General features: G+C 69.0%; 26 protein-coding genes, 3 tRNA genes and 1 riboswitch. Of the genes, 3 read left to right on the top strand and 26 right to left on the bottom strand.

Annotation, left to right across the window (positions count from 1 at the left end; genetic code table 11):
* Window positions 1-2: 2 nt before the first annotated feature.
* From ACODSY_RS13530 to ACODSY_RS13420, 23 genes are all read right to left on the bottom strand, one after another.
* Window positions 3-779 carry an ABC transporter ATP-binding protein gene (locus ACODSY_RS13530; protein ID WP_488952279.1) on the bottom strand — a complete coding sequence of 259 codons (777 nt, stop codon included), beginning with the start codon at window positions 777-779 and terminating at the stop codon, window positions 3-5.
* Window positions 776-1,744: a FecCD family ABC transporter permease gene (locus ACODSY_RS13525; RefSeq protein WP_488952278.1), complete on the bottom strand. Its 969-nt coding sequence runs from the start codon at window positions 1,742-1,744 to the stop codon at window positions 776-778. The genes ACODSY_RS13530 and ACODSY_RS13525 overlap by 4 nt, the downstream gene beginning before the upstream one ends.
* 17 nt (window positions 1,745-1,761) lie before the next feature.
* The gene (locus ACODSY_RS13520) at window positions 1,762-2,610 is read right to left on the bottom strand and encodes an ABC transporter substrate-binding protein (protein WP_488952277.1); all 849 of its coding nucleotides are present in this window, start codon (window positions 2,608-2,610) and stop codon (window positions 1,762-1,764) included.
* An 18-nt stretch (window positions 2,611-2,628) separates the two neighbouring features.
* On the bottom strand, window positions 2,629-4,626 hold the full coding sequence (locus ACODSY_RS13515; RefSeq protein WP_488952276.1) for a TonB-dependent receptor plug domain-containing protein: 1,998 nt from the start codon (window positions 4,624-4,626) through the stop codon (window positions 2,629-2,631).
* Between the two features lie 192 nt (window positions 4,627-4,818).
* Window positions 4,819-5,023: riboswitch (cobalamin riboswitch) on the bottom strand.
* A 108-nt stretch (window positions 5,024-5,131) separates the two neighbouring features.
* Window positions 5,132-6,712, bottom strand: coding sequence for an amidohydrolase (locus tag ACODSY_RS13510; protein WP_488952275.1), 1,581 nt, complete (start codon window positions 6,710-6,712; stop codon window positions 5,132-5,134).
* Between the two features lie 116 nt (window positions 6,713-6,828).
* A tRNA-His gene (locus ACODSY_RS13505) sits at window positions 6,829-6,905 on the bottom strand.
* Window positions 6,906-6,993: 88 nt separating this feature from the next.
* The gene (locus tag ACODSY_RS13500) at window positions 6,994-7,848 is read right to left on the bottom strand and encodes a LytTR family DNA-binding domain-containing protein (RefSeq protein ID WP_488952274.1); all 855 of its coding nucleotides are present in this window, start codon (window positions 7,846-7,848) and stop codon (window positions 6,994-6,996) included.
* A 175-nt stretch (window positions 7,849-8,023) separates the two neighbouring features.
* On the bottom strand, window positions 8,024-8,728 hold the full coding sequence (locus ACODSY_RS13495) for an energy transducer TonB (RefSeq protein WP_488952273.1): 705 nt from the start codon (window positions 8,726-8,728) through the stop codon (window positions 8,024-8,026).
* Between the two features lie 10 nt (window positions 8,729-8,738).
* Window positions 8,739-9,173 carry an ExbD/TolR family protein gene (locus ACODSY_RS13490; RefSeq protein ID WP_488952272.1) on the bottom strand — a complete coding sequence of 145 codons (435 nt, stop codon included), beginning with the start codon at window positions 9,171-9,173 and terminating at the stop codon, window positions 8,739-8,741.
* A gap of 5 nt (window positions 9,174-9,178) precedes the next feature.
* On the bottom strand, window positions 9,179-10,084 hold the full coding sequence (exbB, locus tag ACODSY_RS13485; protein WP_488952271.1) for a tonB-system energizer ExbB: 906 nt from the start codon (window positions 10,082-10,084) through the stop codon (window positions 9,179-9,181).
* A gap of 571 nt (window positions 10,085-10,655) precedes the next feature.
* Window positions 10,656-10,731, bottom strand: a tRNA-Phe gene (locus ACODSY_RS13480).
* A gap of 84 nt (window positions 10,732-10,815) precedes the next feature.
* On the bottom strand, window positions 10,816-10,983 hold the full coding sequence (locus ACODSY_RS13475) for a DNA gyrase inhibitor YacG (protein WP_488952270.1): 168 nt from the start codon (window positions 10,981-10,983) through the stop codon (window positions 10,816-10,818).
* Window positions 10,980-12,020, bottom strand: a complete 1,041-nt coding sequence (locus ACODSY_RS13470; protein ID WP_488952269.1) for a ribonuclease E/G — start codon at window positions 12,018-12,020, stop codon at window positions 10,980-10,982. Before ACODSY_RS13470 ends, ACODSY_RS13475 begins: the two co-directional genes overlap by 4 nt.
* Window positions 12,017-12,601 carry a Maf family protein gene (locus ACODSY_RS13465; RefSeq protein WP_488952268.1) on the bottom strand — a complete coding sequence of 195 codons (585 nt, stop codon included), beginning with the start codon at window positions 12,599-12,601 and terminating at the stop codon, window positions 12,017-12,019. The genes ACODSY_RS13470 and ACODSY_RS13465 overlap by 4 nt, the downstream gene beginning before the upstream one ends.
* 19 nt (window positions 12,602-12,620) lie before the next feature.
* Window positions 12,621-12,839 (bottom strand): translation initiation factor IF-1, encoded by a 219-nt coding sequence (gene infA, locus ACODSY_RS13460; RefSeq protein WP_488952267.1) that lies wholly within the window; start codon window positions 12,837-12,839, stop codon window positions 12,621-12,623.
* A gap of 117 nt (window positions 12,840-12,956) precedes the next feature.
* Window positions 12,957-13,424, bottom strand: coding sequence for an arsenate-mycothiol transferase ArsC (locus ACODSY_RS13455; protein WP_488952266.1), 468 nt, complete (start codon window positions 13,422-13,424; stop codon window positions 12,957-12,959).
* 6 nt (window positions 13,425-13,430) lie between these two features.
* Window positions 13,431-13,910, bottom strand: coding sequence for a UPF0262 family protein (locus ACODSY_RS13450; protein ID WP_488952265.1), 480 nt, complete (start codon window positions 13,908-13,910; stop codon window positions 13,431-13,433).
* A gap of 128 nt (window positions 13,911-14,038) precedes the next feature.
* The gene (locus ACODSY_RS13445) at window positions 14,039-14,614 is read right to left on the bottom strand and encodes an SH3 domain-containing protein (protein ID WP_488952264.1); all 576 of its coding nucleotides are present in this window, start codon (window positions 14,612-14,614) and stop codon (window positions 14,039-14,041) included.
* 95 nt (window positions 14,615-14,709) lie between these two features.
* On the bottom strand, window positions 14,710-15,939 hold the full coding sequence (locus ACODSY_RS13440; protein WP_488952263.1) for a mechanosensitive ion channel family protein: 1,230 nt from the start codon (window positions 15,937-15,939) through the stop codon (window positions 14,710-14,712).
* A complete protein-coding gene (gene hisD / locus ACODSY_RS13435) occupies window positions 15,940-17,226 on the bottom strand; it encodes a histidinol dehydrogenase (protein ID WP_488952262.1) in 1,287 nt (428 codons plus the stop codon).
* Window positions 17,227-17,268: 42 nt separating this feature from the next.
* Window positions 17,269-17,694, bottom strand: a complete 426-nt coding sequence (locus tag ACODSY_RS13430; protein ID WP_488952261.1) for a DUF2948 family protein — start codon at window positions 17,692-17,694, stop codon at window positions 17,269-17,271.
* 4 nt (window positions 17,695-17,698) lie between these two features.
* Window positions 17,699-18,994, bottom strand: a complete 1,296-nt coding sequence (gene murA / locus ACODSY_RS13425; RefSeq protein WP_488952260.1) for a UDP-N-acetylglucosamine 1-carboxyvinyltransferase — start codon at window positions 18,992-18,994, stop codon at window positions 17,699-17,701.
* 88 nt (window positions 18,995-19,082) lie between these two features.
* Window positions 19,083-19,226 carry a hypothetical protein gene (locus ACODSY_RS13420; RefSeq protein ID WP_488952259.1) on the bottom strand — a complete coding sequence of 48 codons (144 nt, stop codon included), beginning with the start codon at window positions 19,224-19,226 and terminating at the stop codon, window positions 19,083-19,085.
* A 96-nt stretch (window positions 19,227-19,322) separates the two neighbouring features.
* Between ACODSY_RS13420 and ACODSY_RS13415 the strand changes: the two genes are divergently transcribed.
* From ACODSY_RS13415 to ACODSY_RS13405, 3 genes are all read left to right on the top strand, one after another.
* Window positions 19,323-19,397: transfer RNA gene (locus ACODSY_RS13415), tRNA-Thr, on the top strand.
* 232 nt (window positions 19,398-19,629) lie between these two features.
* Window positions 19,630-20,676: an MBL fold metallo-hydrolase gene (locus ACODSY_RS13410; RefSeq protein WP_488952258.1), complete on the top strand. Its 1,047-nt coding sequence runs from the start codon at window positions 19,630-19,632 to the stop codon at window positions 20,674-20,676.
* A 53-nt stretch (window positions 20,677-20,729) separates the two neighbouring features.
* Window positions 20,730-21,290 (top strand): DUF2239 family protein, encoded by a 561-nt coding sequence (locus tag ACODSY_RS13405; protein ID WP_488952257.1) that lies wholly within the window; start codon window positions 20,730-20,732, stop codon window positions 21,288-21,290.
* Here ACODSY_RS13405 and ACODSY_RS13400 read toward each other — a convergent pair.
* From ACODSY_RS13400 to ACODSY_RS13390, 3 genes are all read right to left on the bottom strand, one after another.
* Window positions 21,287-22,081 (bottom strand): hypothetical protein, encoded by a 795-nt coding sequence (locus ACODSY_RS13400; protein WP_488952256.1) that lies wholly within the window; start codon window positions 22,079-22,081, stop codon window positions 21,287-21,289. The two genes, ACODSY_RS13405 and ACODSY_RS13400, sit on opposite strands and share 4 nt — an antisense overlap.
* 35 nt (window positions 22,082-22,116) lie before the next feature.
* Window positions 22,117-22,548, bottom strand: a complete 432-nt coding sequence (locus ACODSY_RS13395) for a hypothetical protein (RefSeq protein ID WP_488952255.1) — start codon at window positions 22,546-22,548, stop codon at window positions 22,117-22,119.
* 380 nt (window positions 22,549-22,928) lie between these two features.
* Entirely contained in the window at window positions 22,929-23,354 is a 426-nt protein-coding gene (locus ACODSY_RS13390; protein WP_488952254.1) for an OsmC family protein, read from the bottom strand.
* Window positions 23,355-23,375: the final 21 nt, after the last annotated feature.

The following is a 23,375-nucleotide window of genomic DNA, read 5'->3' as shown; positions in this document are numbered from 1 at the left end:
GATCAGGCGATACCCACGTAGTCGACCAGGGCGTCCGCGCCGGCGCCCGTGATCCGCGCCTCCACGTCGAACACCCGGCGCAGCAGCTCCGGCGTCAGGGTCTCTCCCATCGGGCCGAAGGCGACCAGGCGACCGTCGCGGAGCGCCATCAGGTGGGTCGCATGGCGGGCCGCCAGGGTCAGGTCGTGGATCGTGGCCACCACCAGCCGCCCCTCCTCGACCGCCAGACGGCGTAGGCGCGCGACCGTGTCCAGGCGGTGGCGTGGGTCCAGGCCCGAGGTCGGCTCGTCGGCGAGCAGCACCTCGGGATCGCCGATCAAGGCGCGGGCCAGCATGGCGCGGGCCAGCTCGCCACCGGAGAGCGTAGTCGCGGCCTGGAAACGCTGCGGGACCAGGTCGCAGGCCTCGATGGCCTCGGTGAGCCGCGGCTCGAATCCGCCGGGCAAGCCACCGAACGCAGGAAGCTGGGGCGTCAGACCCAAGGCCACCAGCCGCTCCACCGAGATCGGCCACTCGGCGCGCAGGCTCTGGGGCAGGTAGGCGCGCCGCCGGGCCAGTTCGCGCCGGTCGATGGCCAGCACGGACCGGCCGTCCAGCAGCGCCTCGCCGGCGTCCGGCCTGATCAGGCCCGCCAGGACGTTGAGTAGGGTCGACTTGCCGGCCCCATTGGCACCGACCAGGGCGACGAACATGCCCGAGGCGAGGCTCACGGACACATCGCCGACGACAGCGCGCCCGCCTCGCTGGACCGTGGCGTTCCGGGCGGCGAGCTCGGTCATGGCGCCAGCCTGCGCAGGCGGACGACGAGCCAGAAGAAGAACGGCGTGCCGATCAGGCTGGTGATCACGCCCAGCCGCAGCTCCGAGCTGGTGTGCAGGATCCGCGTGCCGATGTCGGCGAGCAGCAGCAGGGCCGCGCCGAACAGCGCCGACGGCAGCAAGGTGCGGCTGGGCTGGTAGCCCACGAACGGCCGGACCAGATGGGGGGCGATCAGGCCGATGAAGCCGACTGAGCCGGTCACGGAGGTGGCCGCGCCGACGGCGAGCCCGACGCCCAGCAGGGCCAGCATGCGCGCGCGGTCGAGGTCAATGCCCAGGCTCTCGGCCTGCTGCTCGCCAAGCGCCAGGGCGTCGATGGCGCGGCCCAGGCTGGCGAGCACCGCGAGGCCCACGACGATGAAGGGGCCGGCCAGCAGGACGTGGTCCCAGCTCTTCTGCGACAGCGAGCCCAGCATCCAGATGCTCATCTCGAAGCCGGCGTAGGGGTTGGGCGCGAAATTGAGCGCCATGGCCAGGAAGGCGGCCATCAGGCCCGAGACGGCCGAACCCGCCAGGATCAGGCTGAGGGTCCCGCCACGCCCCAGCGCGAAGGTCAGCAGCCCAGCTCCCAGCGCGCCGGTCAGGGCGAGCAGCGGCGTCGCGAGGCTGAAGGCGGCGGCAAGGCTGAAGTAGATCGAGACCACCGCCCCCAGCGCCGCGCCGCTGGAGACGCCCAGGAGGCCGGGTTCGGCCAGCGGATTTCGCAGGAGGCCCTGCAGTACGGCGCCCGACAGCCCCAGGGCGGCGCCGACCAGGATCGCCAGCACGGTGCGCGGCAGGCGCAGCTCGACGACCACCAGCCGGGCCAGGTTGACGTCGGACGAGAAGAGGCCGTCCAGGATCTCGTGCGGGCTGATGTTGACCCGCCCGAGGAACAGCGAGGCCGCGGCCGCCATGGCCAGGGCCAGCACCGCGAGGAGGTTCATCGGAAGGGCGGGCCGTCTCAACGGGCGGCCTCCGGCGGCAGCACGTCGAGCGCGCGGCGCAGGTCGAGAGCCGCCTGGACGGATTGCGGCAGGCCACAGCTGTAGGCCACGTCCGCGTACGAGATGCGGCGGCCCGCGAAGACGCGACGGATGGCCCGGTGCTCGCTCTCCTCGTTCTGCACGAGCGGGCGGTCGCCCCCGCCGTAGAGCAGCGCCTGGGGCCGCGCCTGCAGCAGTTCCTCCACGCCGAAGCCCGTGTAGATGGGGCCCGGCTGCGCGGCGATGTTCACCGCGCCCGCCGCCTGGATGATCTGGTTCGCGAAGGTCTCGGTTCCGGGCACGGTCGCGCCGCCGTCCCAGGCGACGATACGGTTCGGGCGCGCCGGCCGCCGCCTCGCCAGCTCGGCGAGCTGAACGTCCATCCGGCGGATCAGCGCCTCGGCCCGCGCGGGCTCCCCCACGGCCGCGCCCACCTGGCGAAGCGAGCGGCGCACGTCGTCGAAGGTGCGCGCGCTCTTCACCTCGACCAGGGGCGCCCCGACCTCGTGCGCCAAGCGCCGCGTCACCGCGAGCGAGAAGTCGCCGGTGAGGATCAGGTCGGGCCGGAACTTGATGATGTCCTCGGGCGTCCCGTAGTTGATCGGGATGCCCGCGGCTGCGCCGGGAAACAGCGCCCGCGCACCCTCGCGCGCCAGATAGGTCACGCCCGCGATCCGCCCCCTGGGGACCAGCTGCAGCACCATCAGGTCGGTGCACTGGTTCATCGACAAGATACGCTGCGGCTTTGGCGCAGGCGCGCCCGCGGCCATCCCGGGCAGGATGGCCGCGCAGAGGCCCAACGCGGCGATGCGCAGGGCGGCTCTCATGGTCAGGCCTGGCTCATCTCAGAACTTCACCCTCGCCCCGACGGCGGCCGTGCGGCCGGGCGTCGCGAAACCGAAGACTTCGTAGTAGTCCTCGTCGGTCAAGTTCTCGACCCGTCCGAACACCTCGACACCGTCCGACAGGTCGTAGCTGGCCGACAGGTTCACCAGGGTGAAGGACGGCAGGACCACCCGGCCCGCATTGGCCCCCGTCGCCGGCTTGACGTCCGGCAGCGAGGTCGGGAACGGCGGATTGATGCCCGAGAAGTTGGAGTCCAGCTCGCGGCCGTTGTAGCGGACGTTGATGTTCACCGTCGCGCGGCCATCCAGCGGCGTCCAGGTGAGGTTGGCGCTGCCGATGTGCGGCGCGCGCCGGATCTCCTCCAGCCCCGCCTCCTTGGCGTTCAGGTCAGTGTAGGCGCCGGACAACGTCAGGCTCGGCAGCACCTCGACCGTCGCGAAGACCTCGACGCCCGACTGCCTCGACTTGCCCTCGCGATTGCAACTCGTGCTGGTCCCCGCCGGCGGCGCGGGACAGGCGGCCGGGAGGCCGGGCCCGCCGAAGTAGCCGAAGATCTCGTCCTGCAGCCGCGCGTCGAAGTAGGTGGCGCCCAGGCTGATCCGGCCGTCCAGGAAGCTCAAGTCGGTCCCGACCTCCCAGCCCTCGGACTTCTCCGGCTTCAGGTTCGGATTGCCGATGAAGGGAAACGGGCCGGTGGCGTTGAAGCCGAACAGCTCGGTCTGAGACGGGTTCTTGATGCCCGTGCCCCCTGCGGCGCGCACGCGGATCATATCGTTGAAGCGGTAGAAGCCCTGGATCTTCCAGGTGGTCGCGTTCTCGAAGACGTCGTTGTCGTCATGACGGACCGCGCCACCCATGCCCGCGTCGTCGCCGACCTGCAGATCGTACTGCGCCACCAGGCCGGTGTTCTTGATCGAGCGGCGGGTGTTGTCCGCGCCGGCGCTGGGCGGCGAGGTGTTCTGGAAGGTCTCCTTCTCCCAGTCGACCGCGCCGGTCAGCAGGTGGGTCAGTTCGCCCGTCTGCAGCCGGTAGGTCGTGACGTAGGAGGCCTTCTTGCGCAGGCCGTCGTCACCGCCCGAGCGCGCGCGGGCGCTGTAGCTCTTGCGCTCGGCGTCGACGCCCTGGAACGAAACGCTGTGGGTCCAGGCGCCGTCCAGCAGCTTCAGGTCGCCGCCGACGAAGTAGGTCAGGGTCTTGGCGTCGTAGTAGGTCCCGGGGCTGTCGATCACGCCCCGGCCGAAGCCGGAGTTGTTGGTCTCGGCGTGGGTGTCGGCGTAGCGCAGGACGCCGCGCAGCTTGAAGTTCTCGGTGACCTGGTATCCGGCCTTGGCCGCGAAGCTCTGCAGCGACGAGCCCACCTTGCGCTGGCCGCCCGGCAGGGTCTGGGTGACGAAGCCGTCGGTGTTCTGGACAGCGCCGCTGACGACCACGTCCAGCGGGCCGTTGGCGATGGCATACCGCCCTGCCCCGCCCAGCGTCCCTTGCGAGCCGAACTCGACGCGCAGGCTGCCGCCCGGGGCGTCCTTGGCGGTCGGCGTGATGTAGTTGATCACGCCGGCAATGGCGTCGGAGCCGTAGAGCGCGCTTTGGGCCCCGCGCAGGATCTCGACCCGCGCCACATCCTCGGCCAGCAGCTGGCCGAAGTCGAACTCGCCGATGAACGGGTCCGACGCCTCGATCCCGTCGATCAGGGTCAGGACGTGGTTCGCCTCCGTCCCGCGCACGCGGACCTGGGTCTGGCCGCCCACCGCGCCCGTGCGGCTGACCGCGAAGCCCGGCACATCGCGCAGGACGTCGGAGACCAGGCGCACCTGGCGGTCCTTCATCTGCTCGGCCGTGATCACGGTGACGGACGATCCGACCCGGGCGGCGTCCACGCCATCGGCCGCGCGTGTGCCGGTGACGATCGCCTCGTCGACGTATCCTTCGGCGGCGAAGGCGGGTTGGCTGGTGAGGAGCGCGGCCGCGGCGGCGCTCACGAGATAGATCCTGGGCATCGAGGCCCCCTCTGTCCGCGTCCTTCGCGACATACAGAGGGCCTCCCGGAAGCGCGGGCTCGCGCGTGGGTCGACGGTCCGGCGGGCATGGACGCCTAAGGCCCCGCCCGGTCGGTCGAAACGGCCCTCCGCCGTTTCTCCTCGTCGCTCAGACGGAGATCCGCGCCCTGGAGGTCCACTGCCCCAAAGCTCGAGCGACACGCACCGACCGGTTTCCTGGCTCGCGGGTCGTCACGACATGCGGCCTGCCTTCCCAGGTCCGAGGACCCAGTGGCTGACGGAGACTTCCGCCACGGCGCATGCGCTCACCGCTCACAGTTGCAGGGACAGCCGCAGATCGGGGCGAGCCCCTACTGCGTTCCCGTTTAAGCCCGAAGGCTTCGGCGCGCTAAGCGCCGCGACCCGCCCGAAGGCGGGCCGCGACAGCCGCCCCTCTAGTCGCGCTTCGGGCGGCCTGTCCACGGAATTCCGAGGTCACCCAGGGGCGCCCCGGAGGACCCGACGGCTATTTCGGCCGCTCCAGCGTGGGCCATTTCACGCCCAGTTGGTCCAGGTACGTCGGGTACTTGCTCTCGTCGTAGTACTGGGCGCGCATGGCCGGACGGAATTGCGCCATGACGTCGGCGTTGATCTCGACCGCGGGCTTGTCGCTGGCCGAGATCATCGGGACATAGTGCTCGTCCTTGTTCTGGACCTTGGTGAAGTAGTCCTTGGCCGCCGTGCGTAGGTCGGGACGCATCAGGAGGTCGAGGGTGGTCATGGCGATCACCTTCGCGCCGGCGACGACGCCGTCGTGGGCGATGGGCGTGGCCATCGAGATGGCGTTCATCCAGCTGTGCCCGGCCAGGCCGGGGATGTTCGACGGATAGTTCACGGTAATCGTGGGCAGGGTCCAGGAGATGTCGCCGATGTCGTCCGATCCGCCGCTCTCCGGCTTCTCGACCGGCGGCTCCAGCTTCTTCAGCTCGGTGGAGAGGCCGTCCAGCTTCTCGGCCTTGACCTCCTTCTGCACGGCCTTGGCGAAGGCCTGCTGGTCGGCGGTCCATTTGGGCAGGCCGACCTGCTTGATGTTCTCGTAGGCGGCTTCGGCGATCGGCTTGTTGAAGTGGCGCGGCGCGGCCGTGCCCAGGATCCGCCGATCGACCGTGGTGTCGGTCATCATGGCGGCGCCGTCGGCGATCTTGTTGCCGACCGCATAGAGGTCGGAGATGCGCTTGAAGTCCTGCTCGCGGAAATAATACCAGACCTTGGCCACCTGCGGCACGACGTTGGGCTGGTCGCCCCCGTCGGTGATCACGTAGTGCGACCGCTGCTCGGGCCGGATGTGTTCGCGGCGGAACTCCCAACCGATGTTCATCAGCGAGACGGCGTCCAGAGCCGAGCGGCCCATCCACGGCTTGCCGGCTGAGTGGGCGCTGGCGCCATGGAACGTGTACTCCACCGACACCAGTCCGGTGCCCGACGGCTTGCCCCAGGTAACCGCCAGGTTGTCGCCGACGTGGGTGAAGAGGACGGCGTCGACGTCCTTGAACACGCCCGCGCGCACCATGAAGGCCTTGCCGGCCACCAGTTCCTCGGCGACGCCCGGCCAGAGCATCAGCGTGCCGGCGATGCCTTCCTTCTGCATGATGTCCTTCACCGCCAGCGCGGCGACGACGTTCACGGCGTTGCCGGAGTTATGGCCCTCGCCGTGCCCGGGCGCGCCCTCCACCATCGGCTGCTTCCAGGGGATGCCGGGCGTCTGGGAGGCCTTGGGGATGCCGTCGATGTCGGACCCCATGGCGATCACCGGGCCGCCGGTCTTGTTCGTCCAGGTGGCGACCCAGCCCGTCGGCAAGCCGGCGACGCCGCGAGTGACGGTGAAGCCGTTCTTCTCGAGGACGTCGGTGATGTACTTGGAGGTCTCGACTTCCTGGAAGCCCAGCTCGCCGAAGCTGAAGATCTTGTCGTTCATCTGCTGGGCCAGCTTGGCGCGCGCCTGAACCTCCGCAACCGCCTGCTTCTTCAGGGCCGGCAAGCTTGCGGCGTGGGCGGTGGCGGTCATCAGCAGCGCGGCCAGCGCGGTCGATACGGCGAGCGTCTTCATCTCGGCAGGTCCCCTCCGCAGGAATGAGCTGTCGAGAGACGCGATTCTGGGTGTGACCGCCAGCGGTCACGAAGCGTCGACGTTCGGCCAACGGCGTCTGCTGCGTGGGGAAGCGATGGTACCGCCCTCCCGGATCGAACGGGAGACCTCCAGAGCCACAATCTGGCGCTCTAACCAACTGAGCTAGGGCGGCGCATCGCGAGCGCGCTTTCTAGTCGCGCAGGCCTGTCCGATCAAGCCGTCGCCTTCGCGTGCGACAAGCGGGCGTTTCCGATGATCGCTCACGGCTCCAGAAGCGGGCGGCGGTAGCGCCGCGAACCCGACAGTTCGCGGCCATCGAGGAGACGCACGACGTAGTCGCCCGAGGGCTTCGATTCGACCTGCGCCACCGCCGCGCGACGCACGAGGCGCGAGCGGTGGATGCGGACGAACCCGGCGCCCTCCAGCTGGCGCTCCATCTCTGACAAGGGCGCGCGGTGCAGGATCGGCGTCTGGCCGCGATGGAGCTCGACATAGTTGCCGGCCGCCTCGATCCAGGCGACCTCGGTGAGGGGCACGAAATGGCGGCGCGCGCCGTCGCGGATCTCGATGGCGCCCGGCTCCAGCGCGGTCTCCGCGGCGGGGGGGGGGGGGGGGGGCGCCGCGGCAGGGCGCCCCCCCGCCCGACGCCAGACCACGTAGAGGAACATGAAGCCGGTGTAGCCGAGCGCATCCTTGCGGAACTCGTAGAGGAAGTTCTCAAGCGGCGAGAACGGTGCGTAGTAGCCGCCCAGCGGCGCGTAGATCGCCCAGCGCAGCACGCCCATCGCGGTGATGTGGACCACCGCAAAAGCCAGGAGCCCAGCCAAGTGGATCGCCGCGACCCGCGGCCAGGGCGGATCCAGCGGCCAGAACCGCCGCACCAGCGCGCGCGACGCGGGCATCATCGCCAGGGCGCCGACGATGCTGGACATTTCCCAGACGAGCGGCTCCCAGAACGCCAGCCGGCGACCAACCTCCCGGGCCTCGTCGAACGTGCTGAAGGACGCGACCAGGGCGTACAGCAGGAGCGCGATCGCGACCGCCACGACGAACGGGCCGTCGCCCTTGCCGTCCGCGGCTTCACCGCGCGTTCCCGAGGCCTGCCGATCCGTCACAACCGCTCCGTTGCACGCGCTTCCAGTGTGGCGGGATTCTGTCCCGCCGCGGCATCGCCCCTGAGAGCAACACCGGCCACGCCCCTCCAGGCCATTCGGCATAGAAAAGCCCCGGTCGCTCGCGCGGCCGGGGCTCGTTCTCGTCAGTCGATCCGGAGGGATCAACTCGGCTGGATCAGCCCTTCGGCAGGGAGAAGCGGATCGGGATCCGCACCGTGCCCCCGTCGACCGGCTGGCCGTCCTTGGTCTGCGGCCGCATCTTGAAGAGTTTCGACATCTTCATGGCGGCGTCGCCGAAGCCCATGTCACCCGGCTCCTCCGAAACGACGGAGCAACCTTCGAGGGTGCCGCGGGCGTTCACCTGGCAGCTCAGGGTCGCGCGTCCTTCAACCTCCATCCGCGACGCACGGTCGGGATAGTAGCGGTTGATGTCATCGCCAGTCGGACGGCGGAGCCAATCCGGGTTGGTGATGACCGAAGGACGCGGCGGCTCGGGCGGCGGCGCGGCGGGCGGCCGAGGCTCTTCGATCCGGCGCTCGACCGGCGGAACCGGCAGCGGCGGGATCGAGGGAACGTCGGGCACCGCGACGGGCGGCCGGGGCTGCAGCTTCGGCGGCGGCGGCGGCGGGGTGTTCGGCGGCGGAGGCGGCGGAGGCGGCGGAGGCGGCGGCGGAACCGGCTTGATGAGAGCCACGTCCGTCACCTCATCCGAGTACTCCTTGTACTTCGGTTCGAAGCGCGTCTTCCACAGATACACACCGAGCGCACCGTGCACGGCGACGGCCAGGATCATCGCGATGATGGTGCCGGGCCGGCGCTTCGGCTTCGGGTCATCGAACGGATTGTGCCGGGCCAACGTCTCGTGGTGAGCATCAGTCATGGGTCACCACCTAGTTGTTGTCTTCACCGACGAGAGCCACGCTGTAGAACCCATTGTCCTGCAGCATGTTCATCACGCCCATGAAATCGCCGTAGAGCACGTCCTTGTCCGCACGGATAAAGATGCGCTCCTTCGTCGGGTTCCGCGTCGCACCCAGTTGGGTGCGAAGGTCGTCGCCCAGGCTCGGAAGGTCCGTACGGAAGTCCTGGATGAACAGGCCGCCGTTCGGCTGGATCGAGATGTAGACCGGCTTCGGCGGATTGGTGCCGGGCGGGGCGACGGCGGGCGGCAGAGCCACCTTGACCGTCACGGCCGCCATCGGCGCCGCAACCATGAAGATGATCAGAAGCACGAGCATCACATCCACGAAGGGGGTGACGTTGATCTCGGCGTTCTGGGTCTCCTGGTAGCGGCCGCCTCCGGAACTGGAGAGCTTGGCGGCCATCTAGGTTAGGCCCCCTTGTCGAGCTGCCGGGAAATCGCGTTCATCAGCTCGGCCACGAACCCTTCCGACCGCGCGCCGAAGGCGGAGATGCGGGTTTGGAAGTAGTTGTAGAAGATAACCGAGGGGATAGCGGCGAACAGGCCGAGACCGGTGGCGAGAAGCGCTTCGGCGATGCCGGGGGCGACGACGGCCAGGTTGGTCGTGTTGGTGTTCGCGATACCGATGAACGAGTTCATGATCCCGTAGACGGTGCCGAACAGGCCGATGAACGGACCGTTCGAACCGACCGAGGCGAGGTACTGCATGCCGCCCGAGAGGCGACGAGCCAGCGAAGCCTGGACGGCGCTCACGGCGTGGGCCGCGCGGTCGATCGTGGTGTCGCGGTGTTCGCCGGCGATCTGCAGGCCAGCCTGACGGCTGAGCTCGATTTCCTGGGCGGCCGCGGCGGCCATGTCGGCCAGCGGGTTGCCGTCGAACTCTTCGCTGAGGGCGATACGGCTCATGTCGTTGATCGACTTGGCGCCGCGGAACGACTCCACGAAGCCGTCCGAGACCTTATTCAGCGAGTTGAACTCGAGGATCTTGGTCACGAGGATCGTCCAGCTCAGCACCGAAGCGAGAGCCAGGCCGATCATGATCACCTTCACGACCGGGTCGGCGTCCATGAACATGGTGCCGACGTTCAGCTTGCCCGCGTTCTTCATGGTCGGCGGGTCGGCCGATTCCGGAGCAGCGGGGGTCGCAGCGGGAGCCGCGGCGGCAGCGTCAGCGGCCGGAGCAGCGGTGGCGGCAGCGTCAGCGGCGGGCGCGGCCGGGGCGGCGGCGTCCTGGGCGAACGCCGGCGCGCTCGCCATCAGCGCGACGGCGCCGAGGAGAGCGGAAAAAGTGGTCTTCAGTTTGTTGTCGAGCATCTGTCGCCAGTTCCTGGTTGGTCTAGCACGATTGGCCGGAGGGTCGTCGCGCGAGAGCGTCTCCACCCTAGTTGAAACAAGCCCGGCGCCCCAGTCCGCTTTCGCAGCCCGGATCACCAGAGGCGCTGTCGCTGCGCCCGACCCGGAACGCGTTCCCGACTTTTCGCAGGGATTGGCGTTTCGAAGGTGCGGACGGCCTTGAACTCCCACGGGGGGACCCCAAAGTCTTACCGCTTTTTTAGACGAGCGGCCCGGACCCTTTGGCAACCCCTTGTCGAAGCGTCAAGGGGCAGAAGCTTTCCCTACATCGTCAAATTACTGACGCACGCGCACGGATTGTGCGCTGCACACGCAAGAAGCGTCTTGAGCCCGCCGTTTCACCACCGTTCGTCGCGAATGTTTGCTGCAACGCAGCAATTTCACCAAACCCAGATTGGCGAAGCTGAGGCTCAACGGCGCACATGACCGGCCGGATTCGAGGCGCCTTGCGTCTGTCGGCCGATCCGATCGCAAAGGAGCTTGAAACGCGGGCGTGGAGCGATGCCGACGCCGTTCCAACTGTGGAGGGAAGTGGTGCCTGGGGGCGGATTCGAACCACCGACACGCGGATTTTCAATCCGCTGCTCTACCAACTGAGCTACCCAGGCCCGGGCCCCGCCTCGCGGGAGCCGGGTCTATAAAAGAGGCGTCGGCGTAAGTCCAGCGTGGCGAAGGCGCGTTTTTTCGCCCCCTCAGTCGTCGTCGGAATCCGTCTGCGGGCCGCCCTCATCCTCCTCGGCCGGCACGGCGTAGGAGCCGGTCAGCCACTTCTGCAGGTCCACGTCGGCACACCGGCGAGAGCAGAACGGCCGGTACCGGTCTTCCGTCGGCTTGCCGCAGATCGGGCACCTGGCGCTCATGCCGCGCCAACTTCGAAGCGGTCGCGCGGTCTGGCGGGATCCCCGACGACTTCGAAACGGGCGCCAAACCGTTCAGCCAGGGCGCGGACCAGCGGATCGGCCGCCTTCGCCACGGCCGGCGCGCACCGAGCCACGAGCCGCGTGCCCGGCTGGGCCTGAGCTTCGGTCTCGAGCCGGCGGATCAGATGTTGCGCCAGCGTGCGGTCGGTGGGGCCGCCGCTGGCCTGCAGCAGCTGATCGGAGACCGGCCGCGTGCGACGCGGGACCGACAGCTCCATGGTGCCGAAGCGCCCGACGGGGCCGATGGCGACTCCCGGGTTGTCCGGGCCGAAGGCGAGCCGCGCCGCGGCCATCAGGGCGTGGCCGTCATGGCCGCGCCCCACAAGGTCGAGGATCACCAGCCCGCCCAGGCCCTTGAGGCGCAACAGGCGCGCGCCCTCGGCGATGGCGGCGAGGTTGGCCTGGCGCGCGGCTCGCTTGGAATCCTGGGCCTTCCTGCCACCCAGATCCACGTCGATCGAAGTGAGCGCGCGCGTGGGCTCGATGGCGATGTCGCCGCCTCCCGGCAAGCGGTGGACAGTCGCCAGCGCTTCCGTCTCGGCCTCGTCCGCCATGGCGCGGGCCTCGCGGCCCTCGACGATGTCTGTGTCGCGCACGATGTTCCGAAGGATCTCGGCCACGTCCGGCGGCGGCTGAATCATGCGCGGCGCCCCCTGCCCGGCCGCGATCTCGCGCGCGACCGCCAATTTTCCGGCTCTGGGCTCGCTGCGGATCTCGATCTCCACGGCCGACCCGCGCACGGGCCGCGCATCGGGCTTGAACGGGAGGATCGCCTCCAATCCCCCGCCCAGGTCCAGGAAGGCTGTGCCAATCGCGGGCTCGACATTCGCCACGCGCGCAACCAGCCGAGCGCCCAGGGCCAGGCGCAAGTCATCATCATCGCGGCGAAGGATCAGGCGTTCGGGTTGTCCGCCCAAGGTGACGACGCCGCGGGTCTCGCCCACGCCACGGTCCAGGAAGATTCGCCGATCGGTCATGGCAGGCGGACGCCTAGCCCGGCCAGCAGGTTCGCGGTCTCGTACAGCGGAAGCCCCACGACACCGGAATAGGAGCCGTGGAGCGAGATCACCAGGGCGCCGGCTCGCCCCTGGATCGCATAGCCGCCCGCCTTTCCCACCCCTTCGCCGGACGCGACGTAGGCTTCCACGTCGGCGTCGCTAAGTCGCTTGAAGCGGACGCGGCTCTCCACCAGGCGAGCGGCGACCCGCCCGTCCGGCGCCGCCACCGCGACCCCCGTCAGCACCTTGTGCGCCCGGCCCGACAGCAACTTGAGGCAGGCGCGAACCTCGGCGGCGTCGTCGGCCTTTGGCAGGATCCGGCGCCCTACGGCGACGACGGTGTCGGCGGCGAGCACATGAGCGTCGTTGGCGCGCTGCGCCACATGCAGCGCCTTGGCCCGCGCGAGGCGCAGCGCCAGCAGGCGTGGCGTCTCGTCGGCCTGGGGGGTTTCATCGAGGTCCGCGGCTTCAATGGCGTCGGGCACTAGACCGATCTGCCGCAGAAGGTCGAGCCGGCGGGGGCTTGCGGACGCAAGGACGAGGCGCGGCTCGTGGGTCAAAGTCGCTGCCTCAGTCAAACTAGCGGACGCGGAAAGTGATGCGACCCTTGCTCAGGTCGTAGGGAGTCATTTCGACCAGGACCTTGTCGCCGGCCGAGACGCGGATGCGGTTCTTGCGCATCTTGCCCGCAGTGTGGGCGACAATCTCGTGGTCGTTCTCGAGTTTCACGCGGAAGGTGGCATTCGGCAGCACTTCGCTGACCACGCCGGGAAACTCCAGCAGTTCTTCCTTCGCCATCGGCCTCGTGACCCTGGGACGACTTCACATACGACGACGGCTCGCGCCGTCTGGCCGCGAGCCGCAATCTGCGCGCCGGATTATAGCTCAGCGTCATGGAGAAGGTCGATAAGCCCCTCAAGACAGGAATCGCCGGGTGATGCGCTCCGCGAGCCCGTCCCGGACCTGCCGGTAGGCCTCGAGGCGATGCTCGCGCGAGCCCTCCGTGAGGGTTGGATCTAGCGTCGGCCAGTACTCGATCTCGGCGGACCGCCCCCGCGCAAGCTCGACCGCCCGGTGCTGCGCTTCAGGCGTCAGCGAGACGACCAGATCGAACGAGTCGTCCTCGAGCCCGGCGAAGGTCTTGCAGCGGTGCCGCGTGAGGTCGACGCCGAGCTCGCGCATCACCTCCGCGGCCAGGGGGTCGACCTCCAGGTCGTCGACGTCCGGGTCGAATGCGCCGCGCTTGAGGCCGCAGCTATCCACGAAGATGCGTGTGCCGACGATGTGCTTCAGCAGCGCTTCCGCCATCGGCGAACGCACCTGGTTGAAATTGCAGCAGAAGAGGACCGCGTCCGGCAGGCGCTTCCCCGTGTCGTGGCCCATCGGTCGTCAGCCCCGCCAGTGCAGGGCGCAGATCAGGGTGAAGAGGCGCCGCGCGGTGTCGAGGTCGGTCTCGATCTTTCCCGCAAGGCGGGTCTGCAACAGCTCGGAGGCCTCGTTGTGCAGTCCACGCCGCCCCATGTCCAAGGCCTCGATCTGCTGCGGCGTCGAGTTGCGGATCGCCTGGTAGTAGCTGTCGCAGATCATGAAGTAGTCTTTGATCAGCGTGCGGAACGGCGACAGCGACAGGATGTGGCGGCGCTCGTAGGCGGGGCCGCGGACATCCAGCATCAGCCGGTTCTCGATCAAGCCCATCCGCAGGTCGTAGGGGCCCGCCTCCGCACCCTCCGGGAAGAAATAGTTCTCCTCCAGCAGATCGAAGATGGCGATCTGCCGTTCCTGCTCCTGGTCGCGCGAGGCCGCCGCGAGCGACTCTTCGTCGAGCTCGACGGACTGCAGCCGGTGAATCTTCTTCGGGTCGTCAGCCATGGCGTCGAAGCCGAGCTTTATTGCATTCCGGGGGGCGTCGTCATCCCGCAGCTGCGAAGCAAGGGCCGGTATATGAAAAGACGCCCGGCGCTGGCGGGCGCCAGGCGTCATCTTCAGAAAGCTCGGCCTCAGTGCGAGGCGTACCGGCGGCCGCCTGCCGGGCGGACGAAGTCGCCGCGAACGTAGCCGACGCCCACGCCGTTCTGGCCGACCAGGATCCAGTCGCTGCCACGCACCTCGGCCAGCGCCTGGAAGCGCTCGCCGGCCTGCAGCCGGCCGACGCGGGCCGAATTGGTCGTGGGAGCCGACCGAAGGTTCACCCCGCTTTCGGCGACGAAGGTCTCACCGATACGGTTGTAGCTGGCCGCCTGGACGCTCTTCGACAGGCGGTAGCCCCCGCGGGTGTAGGTCCCGGCGTTCTGCGCCCGGCTCTTCTGCGCCTCGCAGCCGATGGCCGACCCTGCGGCCGCGCCGAGGGCCGCGCCCGCGACCGTCTCGCCCGTGGCATGGCGGCCGCCGACCTTGTTGCCGACGACACCGCCAAGCACCGCACCGATCACGGCGCCGGCTTCCTGCTTACCGCCTGGCGCCGAGCACCCGGTCACGCCCGCGTTCGCCGCCGAAGCTCCGCCAAGCGTCAGCGCACCGGCGAGGATCGCCGCTGCAACGCCGCCGCCGATGGTCTTCGTCTTCACGTTCCGCATGGCTTGTCTCCGTCCTCTGCGTTCAATCGATGATGCGGATATGCACTGCCCGGCCTGAACGGACTTTCAGGGCCGCTGACAGGAATTGTTCAGCTTCAGGAAGCCCGAGTGGCGGGCGGCGGGGTCGGCGCGGGATGCTGTCCTGCCAGGGGTTGAGCCTGTACCGGCGTCGTCTTCACAGGCGTCAGGATGCCCTCTGCATCGAAGGCATTCTTGAGTCGCAGGTTGAATTCGCGCCCGACATCCCACTGGGCCCGCGGCTCCGTGATGAACCGCGCCTTTACATAGACAGCGTTGTCCGCCAGCCGGTCGACGCCCATCACCTCGAAAGGCTTCGTGATCAGCTTCTTGAACTTCGCGTCGGCGCGAAGGCCGTCACCGATCTGCTGGATCACCGCCAGGGCGCGGTCAAGGTCGGTATCGTAGCTGATCGGGATATCGGCCAGGTAGGCCGAGAAGACCTTGGTGCGATTGTGGATCACCTGGGCCTCGCTGTACGGGAAGATGTGCAGCGTGGCGTTGGCGTCGCGCAGGCGGATCGTCCGAAGGGTCATCGCTTCGACCACCCCGGCGAAGTTCCCGATCTCGACATTGTCGCCGACCGACACCACGTCCTCGGCGATCAGGAACAGGCCGGTGAGGAAGTCTTTCACCAAGGTCTGTGCGCCAAAGCCCACGGCGATGCCGAGCACCCCGGCGCTGGCAAGGATGGGGCCGAGGTTGAGACCGAGCTCGGTGAGGACAGTCAGGCCGCCCACCACCACCAGGACGGTCTGCGCGCAGCCCGTGAGGATCGGTCCCAGGGTCTGAAGCTGGGCGGCCCGGCGCGCGTCGACGCTGCGGCGGGCGAAACCCCCGACCAGGCGCTTGATGACGAAGCCCGAGAGCTCCACCAGCGCGGTGGCGATGATGACGACCAGCGCCAGGCGCACAAGCCGTTCGCCGGCCTGGCCCGAGAACCAGTCGCGGGCGTCGATGCCCCAGACGCCCAGCACCAGGAACAACACCCCGAAGATGGCCGTCAGGCGCAACAGGCCCCAGGTGAGCCGCGCCGCCTGCTGCGTCCGCGCCACCTCGTGTTCGTCGCCGCGGACATGGACGCGGTCGAGCCAGCGATCGGACAGCCGCCGGAGCACCCAGAGGAGCCCATAGGCGCCAGCCGCCACGGCCACCGAGAGCACGGCGTTGAGCAGGGCCACCTGCGGGTCGAGGTTGAGGATGTGGTCGAGCGCCTGGTTCGTGGAGGCCACCAGATGCTCGGTGAAGCCGGGCTTCGCCGGCTCGGCCCCCGCCGCGGCCTTCACTTGCGCGTCGGCCGCGAACACCTAGCGCCCCTGCCCCAACCGAATCGCTGCCGACCGGGCGTGAGCCGGCAACCCCTCGGCCTCGGCGAGGGCGATGGTCGCGGGCGCAAGGCGTGCGAAGGACTCGGCGTCGCACTTCACGATCGAGGTGCGCTTGAGGAAGTCGTACAGCGACAGGCCCGACGAGAATCGCGCCGCTCGGCTGGTGGGCAGCACGTGGTTCGAGCCGGCCACATAGTCGCCGACCGCTTCGGGGGCATGGCGTCCCAGGAAGATGGCGCCGGCGTGCCGCACGCGGTCGGCCAGGGCTTCGGGCCGATCCAGCGCGAATTCCACGTGTTCGGGGGCGATCTCGTCCACCAGGCCGGGCGACTCTTCGAGCGGAGCGATCACTACCGCCCCATGGTCGCGCCACGACACGCGCGCGTCCTCGCCCGTGCTGAGCGCGCCAAGCTGCGACTCCACGGCCGCCTCGACACGCGCTGCGAAGGCCTCGTCGTCGGTGATGAGGATCGACTGGGCCGCAGGGTCGTGCTCCGCCTGCGAAAGCAGGTCGGCGGCGATCCAGTCGGGATCGTTCAAGCCATCCGCTACGACGACGATCTCGGAGGGACCTGCCAGGGCGTCGATGCCGACCACGCCGTAGACCCGGCGCTTGGCGGCGGTGACGAAGGCGTTGCCAGGGCCGACGATCTTGTCCACCGGCCGGATCGGGCCGGCGCCATAGGCCAGGGCGGCGACCGCCTGCGCCCCGCCGACGCGCCAGATCTCGGTGACGCCCGCCGCCTGGGCCGCGGCCAGCACCGCCGGCTGCAAGCGGCCCGGCGGCGTCACCATGGCGATGCGCTCGACGCCCGCGGCCTTTGCGGGGACGGCGTTCATCAGCACCGTGGAGGGATAGGCCGCGCGGCCGCCAGGGACGTAGATCCCGACCGCCTCCAGCGGGGTCCAGCGCCAGCCAAGCTCGACCCCAGCCTCATCGACGAACCGCAGGTCAACGGGCCGCTGGCGCTCATGGTAGGAGCGGATGCGAGCTGCCGCGAAGGCGATGGCCTCACGCACCTCGGCCGAACAGGCGGCCGCGCCCTCGGCGATCTCGTCGGCGGTAACGCGGAGCGTCGCCTCGGTCAGCTCTACCCGGTCGAACTGGCGCGCATAGCGCAACAGGGCCGAAGCACCCTCGGCGCGCACCGCGGCCAAGACGTCGCGGACAATGGCGTCGACCTCTTCGGGCGTCTCCCGCCGCTCGGCCACGAAGGCGGAGAAGGCGGCCTGGAAGCCCGGGTCGGAAAAGCGGAAGCGGCGCATGGCCGCTCTTTAGCGGCGCGGACGGCGCAAGACCACTGCCCGTCAGGCCTGGTGCGTCGGCTCCCGCGGCGTAGGCCATGGGTCGGACACGTCGGCCAGCACGGCGTCGATGCACTCGATCTCGGCGCGGAGGTCACCCCCGCCGGCGAAGCTGAGGGTCAGCAGGCCGCCCGGCGCCTCACCCGGTTCGAAGCCGATGGCCAGCAGTTCGACCACCGCATCGCGCCGATCGCGCCGGATCTTACGCGCCTGCACGGACATCACCCCGCCAAGTTGGAGCGCGGAGCGCACGCGTTGCCGCGTCCCGGCCTCCCACCGGAAGCGGTTCAGCGCGATGGTCAGGCGCCGCGCCCTGGCCTCGTACGAGATGTCGCCCACCTTGGCGATGGCGTCTTGGAGGGCGGCCGAGATCACGGCCAGGTCTTCCTGGTCCTCAGCGAGCAGTTGGAGGGGTTGCGGATCGGCCATGGGCCTACTCCCCCCCCTCCTCGCCGCCGTCCCCCTTGAGGCGGCGGATCTGGGCCCCGCAGGCGCTGAGCTTCTCTTCCAGGCGTTCGAAGCCGCGGTCGAGGTGATAGACGCGGTTGACGATGGTTTCGCCGCGCGCCGCGAGCCCGGCGATCACCAGGCTGACCGAGGCCCGCAGGTCGGTGGCCATGACCTGGGCGCCTTCCAGCGCCTCGACGCCGCGAACGCGGGCCTCGCCGCCGTGCACCGAGATGTCGGCGCCCAACCGGCCCAGTTCGGGCACGTGCATGAACCGGTTCTCGAAGATCGTCTCGCGGATCACGCTCTCGCCGTCCGCCAGGGTCATCAAGGCCATGAACTGAGCCTGAAGGTCCGTGGCGAAGCCCGGGTAGGGATCGGTGGTGACTTCGACGGGCCTGAGCCTGCCGCCATTGCGCTTCACAGTCAGGCCGTCGTTGTGCGGCGTCACTTCGACGCCGGCCTCGATCATCTTGTCGATCAGGGCCTGGATGAAGTCGCTGCGCGTGCGGGTCAGCCGCACCTCGCCACCGGCCATCGCCGCGGCCAGCGCGTAGGTCCCGGTCTCGATACGATCGGGGAGCACGGCGTGCGTGGCGCCACCCAGCCGACCGACTCCCTCGATCTCGATCGTGGGGGTGCCGGCGCCGCTGATCTTCGCGCCCATCTTGTTCAGGCATTCGGCCAGGTCGGTGATCTCGGGTTCGCATGCCGAGTTCTTCATGACCGTATCCCCTCGCGCCAGGACGGCGGCCAGGAGCGTATGCTCGGTGGCCCCGACCGAGACGAACGGGAACTCCACCTCACCGCCGGTCAGGCCCCTTGGCGCCTGGGCGTAGACATAGCCCTCGTGCAGGTCGATCTTCGCGCCCAGCGCTTCCAGCGCCTTTAGGTGCAGGTCCACGGGCCGAGCCCCGATTGTGCAGCCACCGGGGAGCGACACCTTGGCCTGGCCCGTGCGCGCCAGAAGCGGGCCCAGGACGTTGAACGAAGCGCGCATCTGACGGACGAGGTCGTAGGGGGCGAATCCGCTGACGATCTCACGGGTGGTCAACAGCGTCTCCGCACCGTCGGGGCCTTCCGATTCGACCACCTCGGTCCCCAGCCGATGCAGCAGCCGGCCGAGGAAGCGGGTATCCGCCAGCCGGGGCATGTTCGTCAGCCGTAGCGGCTCCTCGGTAAGCAGGCTCGCCGCCATCAGCTTGATGGCCGAGTTCTTGGCGCCGCTGATGGGGATTTCCCCCTTCAGCCGCGCGCCGCCGGTGATGGCGATGCGGTCCAATCGTTATCCTTCGAAGCACATGTGGGCCGCGTCCCTCTGCGGCGCTCTTGCGCGTATCTAGCCTGCGCGCCCCGAACGCGCCAAGTCGTCAATCCGTCTTGGGTTTGTGAGGTTTTTTCGCAGGCGGCGAGGCGCCCGCCTTGCGGCGGCGCAGGTTCGCCCGCAGCGCCTGGGCCAGCTTTGCTTCCCGCATATCCGGCGGGCTCGCCTTGTCGTCCTTGCCGTCGGCCATGTCCCGACGTGCGGCGAGGCGCCCCGCCCGTCAAGCGTCCGCCATTCGATTTGGGGCTTCACTCCGCGCCCGGCTACCGCTATAGCGCCCGCCTTCGCCGCCGTAGCTCAGTGGTAGAGCGCATCCTTGGTAAGGCTGAGGTCGGCAGTTCAATCCTGCCCGGCGGCACCACGGTCCCCTAAGTTCCAAGGACTTAGGGGACCGCCACTTCCTGAAACTCAGAACTGGACCGACGCAGCGGGCTCATCCGTCCCGGCCTGCTGCGCCGCTCGGATGAAACTCATTCATTTGACGCGGCGGCGGCTCGGCGCACCGTCGCCGGATGCCGCATTTGCGCCCGATCTCGACCCTCATCGCGATTCTACTGCTGGCCGTCCCGGCCTCCGCCCTTGGCGCACCCTCGATGCCGACTGTCGACGATGGCTACTTCCAGACCACGGCGAAGATTGGCGCCGGTGTCTGGGTCCTGATGCAGCCGCGATTCCAGGTGCAGCCCGTCGGAAACGTCACCGTGATCGAACAGGCGGACGGGCTCGTGCTTGTGGACGCCGGGGGCTCGCCAGGATCCGGTCGCCGGATCGTCCAGCTCGTCCGGGCGATCAGCGCCAAACCCGTGAAGGCCGTCATCATCACCCATTGGCACGGCGATCACGTGCAGGGTCTGGCCGAGATACTCCGCACCTGGCCGGAAGCCCGCACGATCGCGACACGTGCGACCCAAGCGCATCTGCGAGACCCCGCCACCATGAACACGCCCGCGGCGCCTGACTCCGCGGCCGATGCCGCCTTCGAAGCGCGTGTCCGGGATTTCGCGGCCTACGCAAACCGCATGAGCGCCGCCGCCGCCGATCCAACCGAAAAGGCGGGATGGGCCGCTGCGGAGCGGCTCTTCAACCAGTATGCGCTCGACATGCGCGGCGCTGTCACCGTTCCCACGGCGGAAGGGTTCGAGGACCAGCTGACCCTGCCGGACGATCGCAGGCCCGTCGAAGTCCGGTTCATGGGGCGGGCCAACACGGATGGCGACGCGGTGGTCTGGCTGCCGCGCCAGAAGATCGTGGTGACGGGCGACATCGTCGTCCCGCCGTTCCCGTTTGGCTTCGGCGGCTACCCCGCGGAGTGGATCGCGACCCTCGCTCGGGTCAGGAATCTCCCCTTCCAGACGCTGATTCCCGGCCACGGCCCTCCCCAGCACGACCGGAGCTATCTCGACGCGATCTCCTCCGCCCTAGGCCAGATCCGCGCGGAGGTCGCCCCCCTCGCCGCCCAGGGCCTCGCACTCGACGAGGTTCGGAAACGCGCGGATCTCTCGCGTCAGCTCCAGACCTTCGGCGGCGGCGACCCTTGGTTGCGCCGCTGGGTGGCTGAGTACTGGCTGGGTCCGATCGTCACCTCAGCCAACAGGGAGGCTCAGGGGCAACCGATCGTCCAGAGCCTCAAGGGCGGCTAGTTTTACCCGGACTATATTGACAAACGGCCCAGGCGGGACGACGCACGGCGACAATGAGCGAGGCTCCAACCTTCACCGCCTTCGCCGGCGACCGCCTATTGGCCGCCGGTGAGATCGAGGCGATTGCCGCCGCGGCCTGCATTCAGGAGGCCGGCGGGCTGCAGATCTTCGAAGACGCGACGGGCCGTCCTATCGAGCTCGACCTGCGCCACGGGCCCGCGGCGGCGGTGACCGATTTCCGCGCCCGCACGGGTGTGCCCGCCCCATCGGGGTCCCGCCCCGTCCGCGGCCGACCCCGGCTAGGTGTGACGGCCCGCGAAGTCACGCTCCTGCCCCGCCATTGGGACTGGCTGGCCATGCAGCCCGGCGGCGCATCTGCCGCCCTGCGGCGTCTGGTCGAGGAGGCCCGCAGGGCCGGTGAAGGTCCCGAGCGCCTTCGTCAGGCCAGAGATGCCGCCTACCGCGTGATGTCCGCGCTGGGCGGCGACCTCCCGGGGTTCGAAGAAGCGAGCCGTGCGCTCTTCGCCGACGACACCGACAAGCTCATGCGCGAGACGCAGGGCTGGCCGCAGGACGTCCGGCAATATGTCCTGCGACTGGCGAGCGCCCGTTAGGAAGCCGGCGTCCGCGCCTTGCAGTCGATATTGAACGTGAAGCTGGCGCCGACTCCCAATCCCCCCTGATACCTTCGATCGCACCCCTCGATATGTTGACCGAGCGCCTTCAGCACCTCGGCATTGCTGGTTTGCCCCGGCGCTCCGGTGATGGCGGACAGCGGACTGCACGCGGCCGCGCTCAAGGCAGCGGCCGCTAGGATCGGAACTCTCATCGAATATCTCCTGATGTGCTGTTCGCGGCCTGCGCCGCGGCGACTTGAACGGCGGCCGGCCGATCGGCTTCCAGCCGCTCGATCTTGGTGGCGTTGGCGCTCCAGAGTTGGGCCAGCGCCCAGGCCAGCAGCGCGGCGGCGATGCCCCAGGATCGGCTCTTCAGCCCTTCGACGGCCTGGAGCGTCGAGGCCGCCGCCGCCTTGATTTCGGAGAGGCGCTCCTCGCAGCGCGCTTCGTGGTCGCTGAGGGGGCAGGTGCAGCGCGAAATCACGCTTCAGCCGCAACTCGATCGGAAAGGACCGCTCGCCCTCCTCTCTGAGCCTCCAGAGATCGTCGCCGCCAAGGCGGTACACGTAGCGACAACGGGCGGCGGCGATCTCCAGCCTATCGGCCCTCAGGCGCCCGCCCTTGAAGACCTTGCTTTCGCCGGGCTTCAACGTGATGAGCACATCGTGACCGGCGTCGCGCCCATCCGAGGTGACCGCGGAGAGCCGGAAGACGATCGGCGCGCCCGTGTCGTTGACCAGCTTCGCCCGCTCGATCTGGCTGCACGCCGCAAGCGCGAACGCCAGCAAGATCGCAAAGGCCGGTCGCCGTATCGCCGCACCCACTATCGGCAACTCCGCGAGACGGCGCGACGCGGAAACCCGAAGCTCTCCGCCTTCGGCCCATCCGCCCGTTTCGGGGACCGCAGCCGAATAGCCATGTCCGGCCCCACTTCCAGTGGGACCGGATAGGCCGCAGCCCCGCTCCTCTTGATCGTCTCTAGGTCACCCGACCAGAGCCGGTAGGCGTAGACGCAGCCTCTGGCGACAATCGAGAAGCCCGGTGGCGGAAGGGCCGAGCCCCGCAGCCTGACCGAGGTCCCCGCGGCGATCGGGAGGTCCTCGTGAGCCGGCGCGCTGCCAGCCTGCGCCCCCGCGACGCGAGCCGCGATGGGCGCGCCCGTTCCATTGAACAGGTCCGCGATCGGCTCGACGCTGCAGCTCGACACCAGAGCCCCCATCGCGAGGATCGGTAGGATCGGTAGGATCGGCTTCATGCGGGGGCTCACCAAGGCCTCGCCGGCCGAGCGTGAGGACCGCGAGTCCCGTCCCAGCGCCTCGAGTTGCTGTTCCGCCTGGGCCTTGATGTCTCGGCCCAGCCGCGTCCCGGCCTCCCAGACCTGTCGCCCGAGGTCACGCTATCGCTCACGCAGGTCACCGAGTTCCGCGGACGAAATTCGGAACTCTCGCCCGAAGCCCGGATTGCGATCATCGATCATGGATCATGGAATGACTTTCGTGAGAAGCCCCAGTGCGCCGCGCACGCCGGGGCCGAACGCGTCGAGATGGTCCAAGGCGCAGTCATCAACGCTGACAGAACTCTCTCAAATTCGCGCGCGAATGTCAAGAACAAAATGCGAACATTCGCGCGCGGCCGTCAGTCCTCCAACAGCGCGTCCAGCGTGATCTCGGCGTTCAGAACCCGCGACACCGGGCACGTCTTTTCGGCCGCCTCGGCGACCTCGCGGAACTTCGCCTCGCTCAGCCCCGGCACGCGGGCGCGCAGGGTCAGCGCCGACTTGGTGATCTTGAACCCCGAACCATCCTGGTCCAGCGACACCGCGGCCTCGGTCGCCAGCTCGGCCGGCGTGAAGCCCTCGCGCTGCAGGGCGAACGCCAGCGCCATCGTGAAGCAGCCGGCATGGGCCGCGGCGATCAGCTCTTCCGGATTGGTCCCGGGCTGGTCCTCGAAGCGGGTCTTGAAGCTATAGGGCGTGTCTTTCAGCACACCGGACGCCGACGTCAGCGCCCCTTCGCCGTCGCGTCCCGTGCCGCGCCACACCGCGTTCGCCTTGCGGATCATGTCCAGCTCCTCTGATGCCAA

This window comes from Phenylobacterium sp. FG114 (assembly GCF_057809855.1).
The sequence above is the reverse complement of the archived record's forward strand: the minus strand, read 5'-3'. Positions and strand labels throughout refer to the sequence as shown.

Coding starts and splice junctions, on each gene's coding strand:
- ACODSY_RS13405 (WP_488952257.1), top strand. CDS start 20,730: ATGAGCGAGGCTCCAACCTTCACCGCCTTCGCCGGCGACCGCCTATTG.
- ACODSY_RS13495 (WP_488952273.1), bottom strand. CDS start 8,728: ATGACTGATGCTCACCACGAGACGTTGGCCCGGCACAATCCGTTCGAT.
- hisD (WP_488952262.1), bottom strand. CDS start 17,226: ATGCGCCGCTTCCGCTTTTCCGACCCGGGCTTCCAGGCCGCCTTCTCC.
- exbB (WP_488952271.1), bottom strand. CDS start 10,084: ATGCTCGACAACAAACTGAAGACCACTTTTTCCGCTCTCCTCGGCGCC.
- ACODSY_RS13510 (WP_488952275.1), bottom strand. CDS start 6,712: ATGAAGACGCTCGCCGTATCGACCGCGCTGGCCGCGCTGCTGATGACC.
- ACODSY_RS13520 (WP_488952277.1), bottom strand. CDS start 2,610: ATGAGAGCCGCCCTGCGCATCGCCGCGTTGGGCCTCTGCGCGGCCATC.
- ACODSY_RS13470 (WP_488952269.1), bottom strand. CDS start 12,020: ATGACCGATCGGCGAATCTTCCTGGACCGTGGCGTGGGCGAGACCCGC.
- infA (WP_488952267.1), bottom strand. CDS start 12,839: ATGGCGAAGGAAGAACTGCTGGAGTTTCCCGGCGTGGTCAGCGAAGTG.
- ACODSY_RS13525 (WP_488952278.1), bottom strand. CDS start 1,744: ATGAACCTCCTCGCGGTGCTGGCCCTGGCCATGGCGGCCGCGGCCTCG.
- ACODSY_RS13420 (WP_488952259.1), bottom strand. CDS start 19,226: ATGGCCGACGGCAAGGACGACAAGGCGAGCCCGCCGGATATGCGGGAA.
- ACODSY_RS13430 (WP_488952261.1), bottom strand. CDS start 17,694: ATGGCCGATCCGCAACCCCTCCAACTGCTCGCTGAGGACCAGGAAGAC.
- ACODSY_RS13490 (WP_488952272.1), bottom strand. CDS start 9,173: ATGGCCGCCAAGCTCTCCAGTTCCGGAGGCGGCCGCTACCAGGAGACC.
- ACODSY_RS13445 (WP_488952264.1), bottom strand. CDS start 14,614: ATGCGGAACGTGAAGACGAAGACCATCGGCGGCGGCGTTGCAGCGGCG.
- ACODSY_RS13455 (WP_488952266.1), bottom strand. CDS start 13,424: ATGGGCCACGACACGGGGAAGCGCCTGCCGGACGCGGTCCTCTTCTGC.
- ACODSY_RS13390 (WP_488952254.1), bottom strand. CDS start 23,354: ATGATCCGCAAGGCGAACGCGGTGTGGCGCGGCACGGGACGCGACGGC.
- ACODSY_RS13475 (WP_488952270.1), bottom strand. CDS start 10,983: ATGAGCGCCAGGTGCCCGATCTGCGGCAAGCCGACGGAAGACCGGTAC.
- ACODSY_RS13530 (WP_488952279.1), bottom strand. CDS start 779: ATGACCGAGCTCGCCGCCCGGAACGCCACGGTCCAGCGAGGCGGGCGC.
- ACODSY_RS13515 (WP_488952276.1), bottom strand. CDS start 4,626: ATGCCCAGGATCTATCTCGTGAGCGCCGCCGCGGCCGCGCTCCTCACC.
- ACODSY_RS13410 (WP_488952258.1), top strand. CDS start 19,630: ATGCCGACTGTCGACGATGGCTACTTCCAGACCACGGCGAAGATTGGC.
- ACODSY_RS13395 (WP_488952255.1), bottom strand. CDS start 22,548: ATGAAGCCGATCCTACCGATCCTACCGATCCTCGCGATGGGGGCTCTG.
- ACODSY_RS13450 (WP_488952265.1), bottom strand. CDS start 13,910: ATGGCTGACGACCCGAAGAAGATTCACCGGCTGCAGTCCGTCGAGCTC.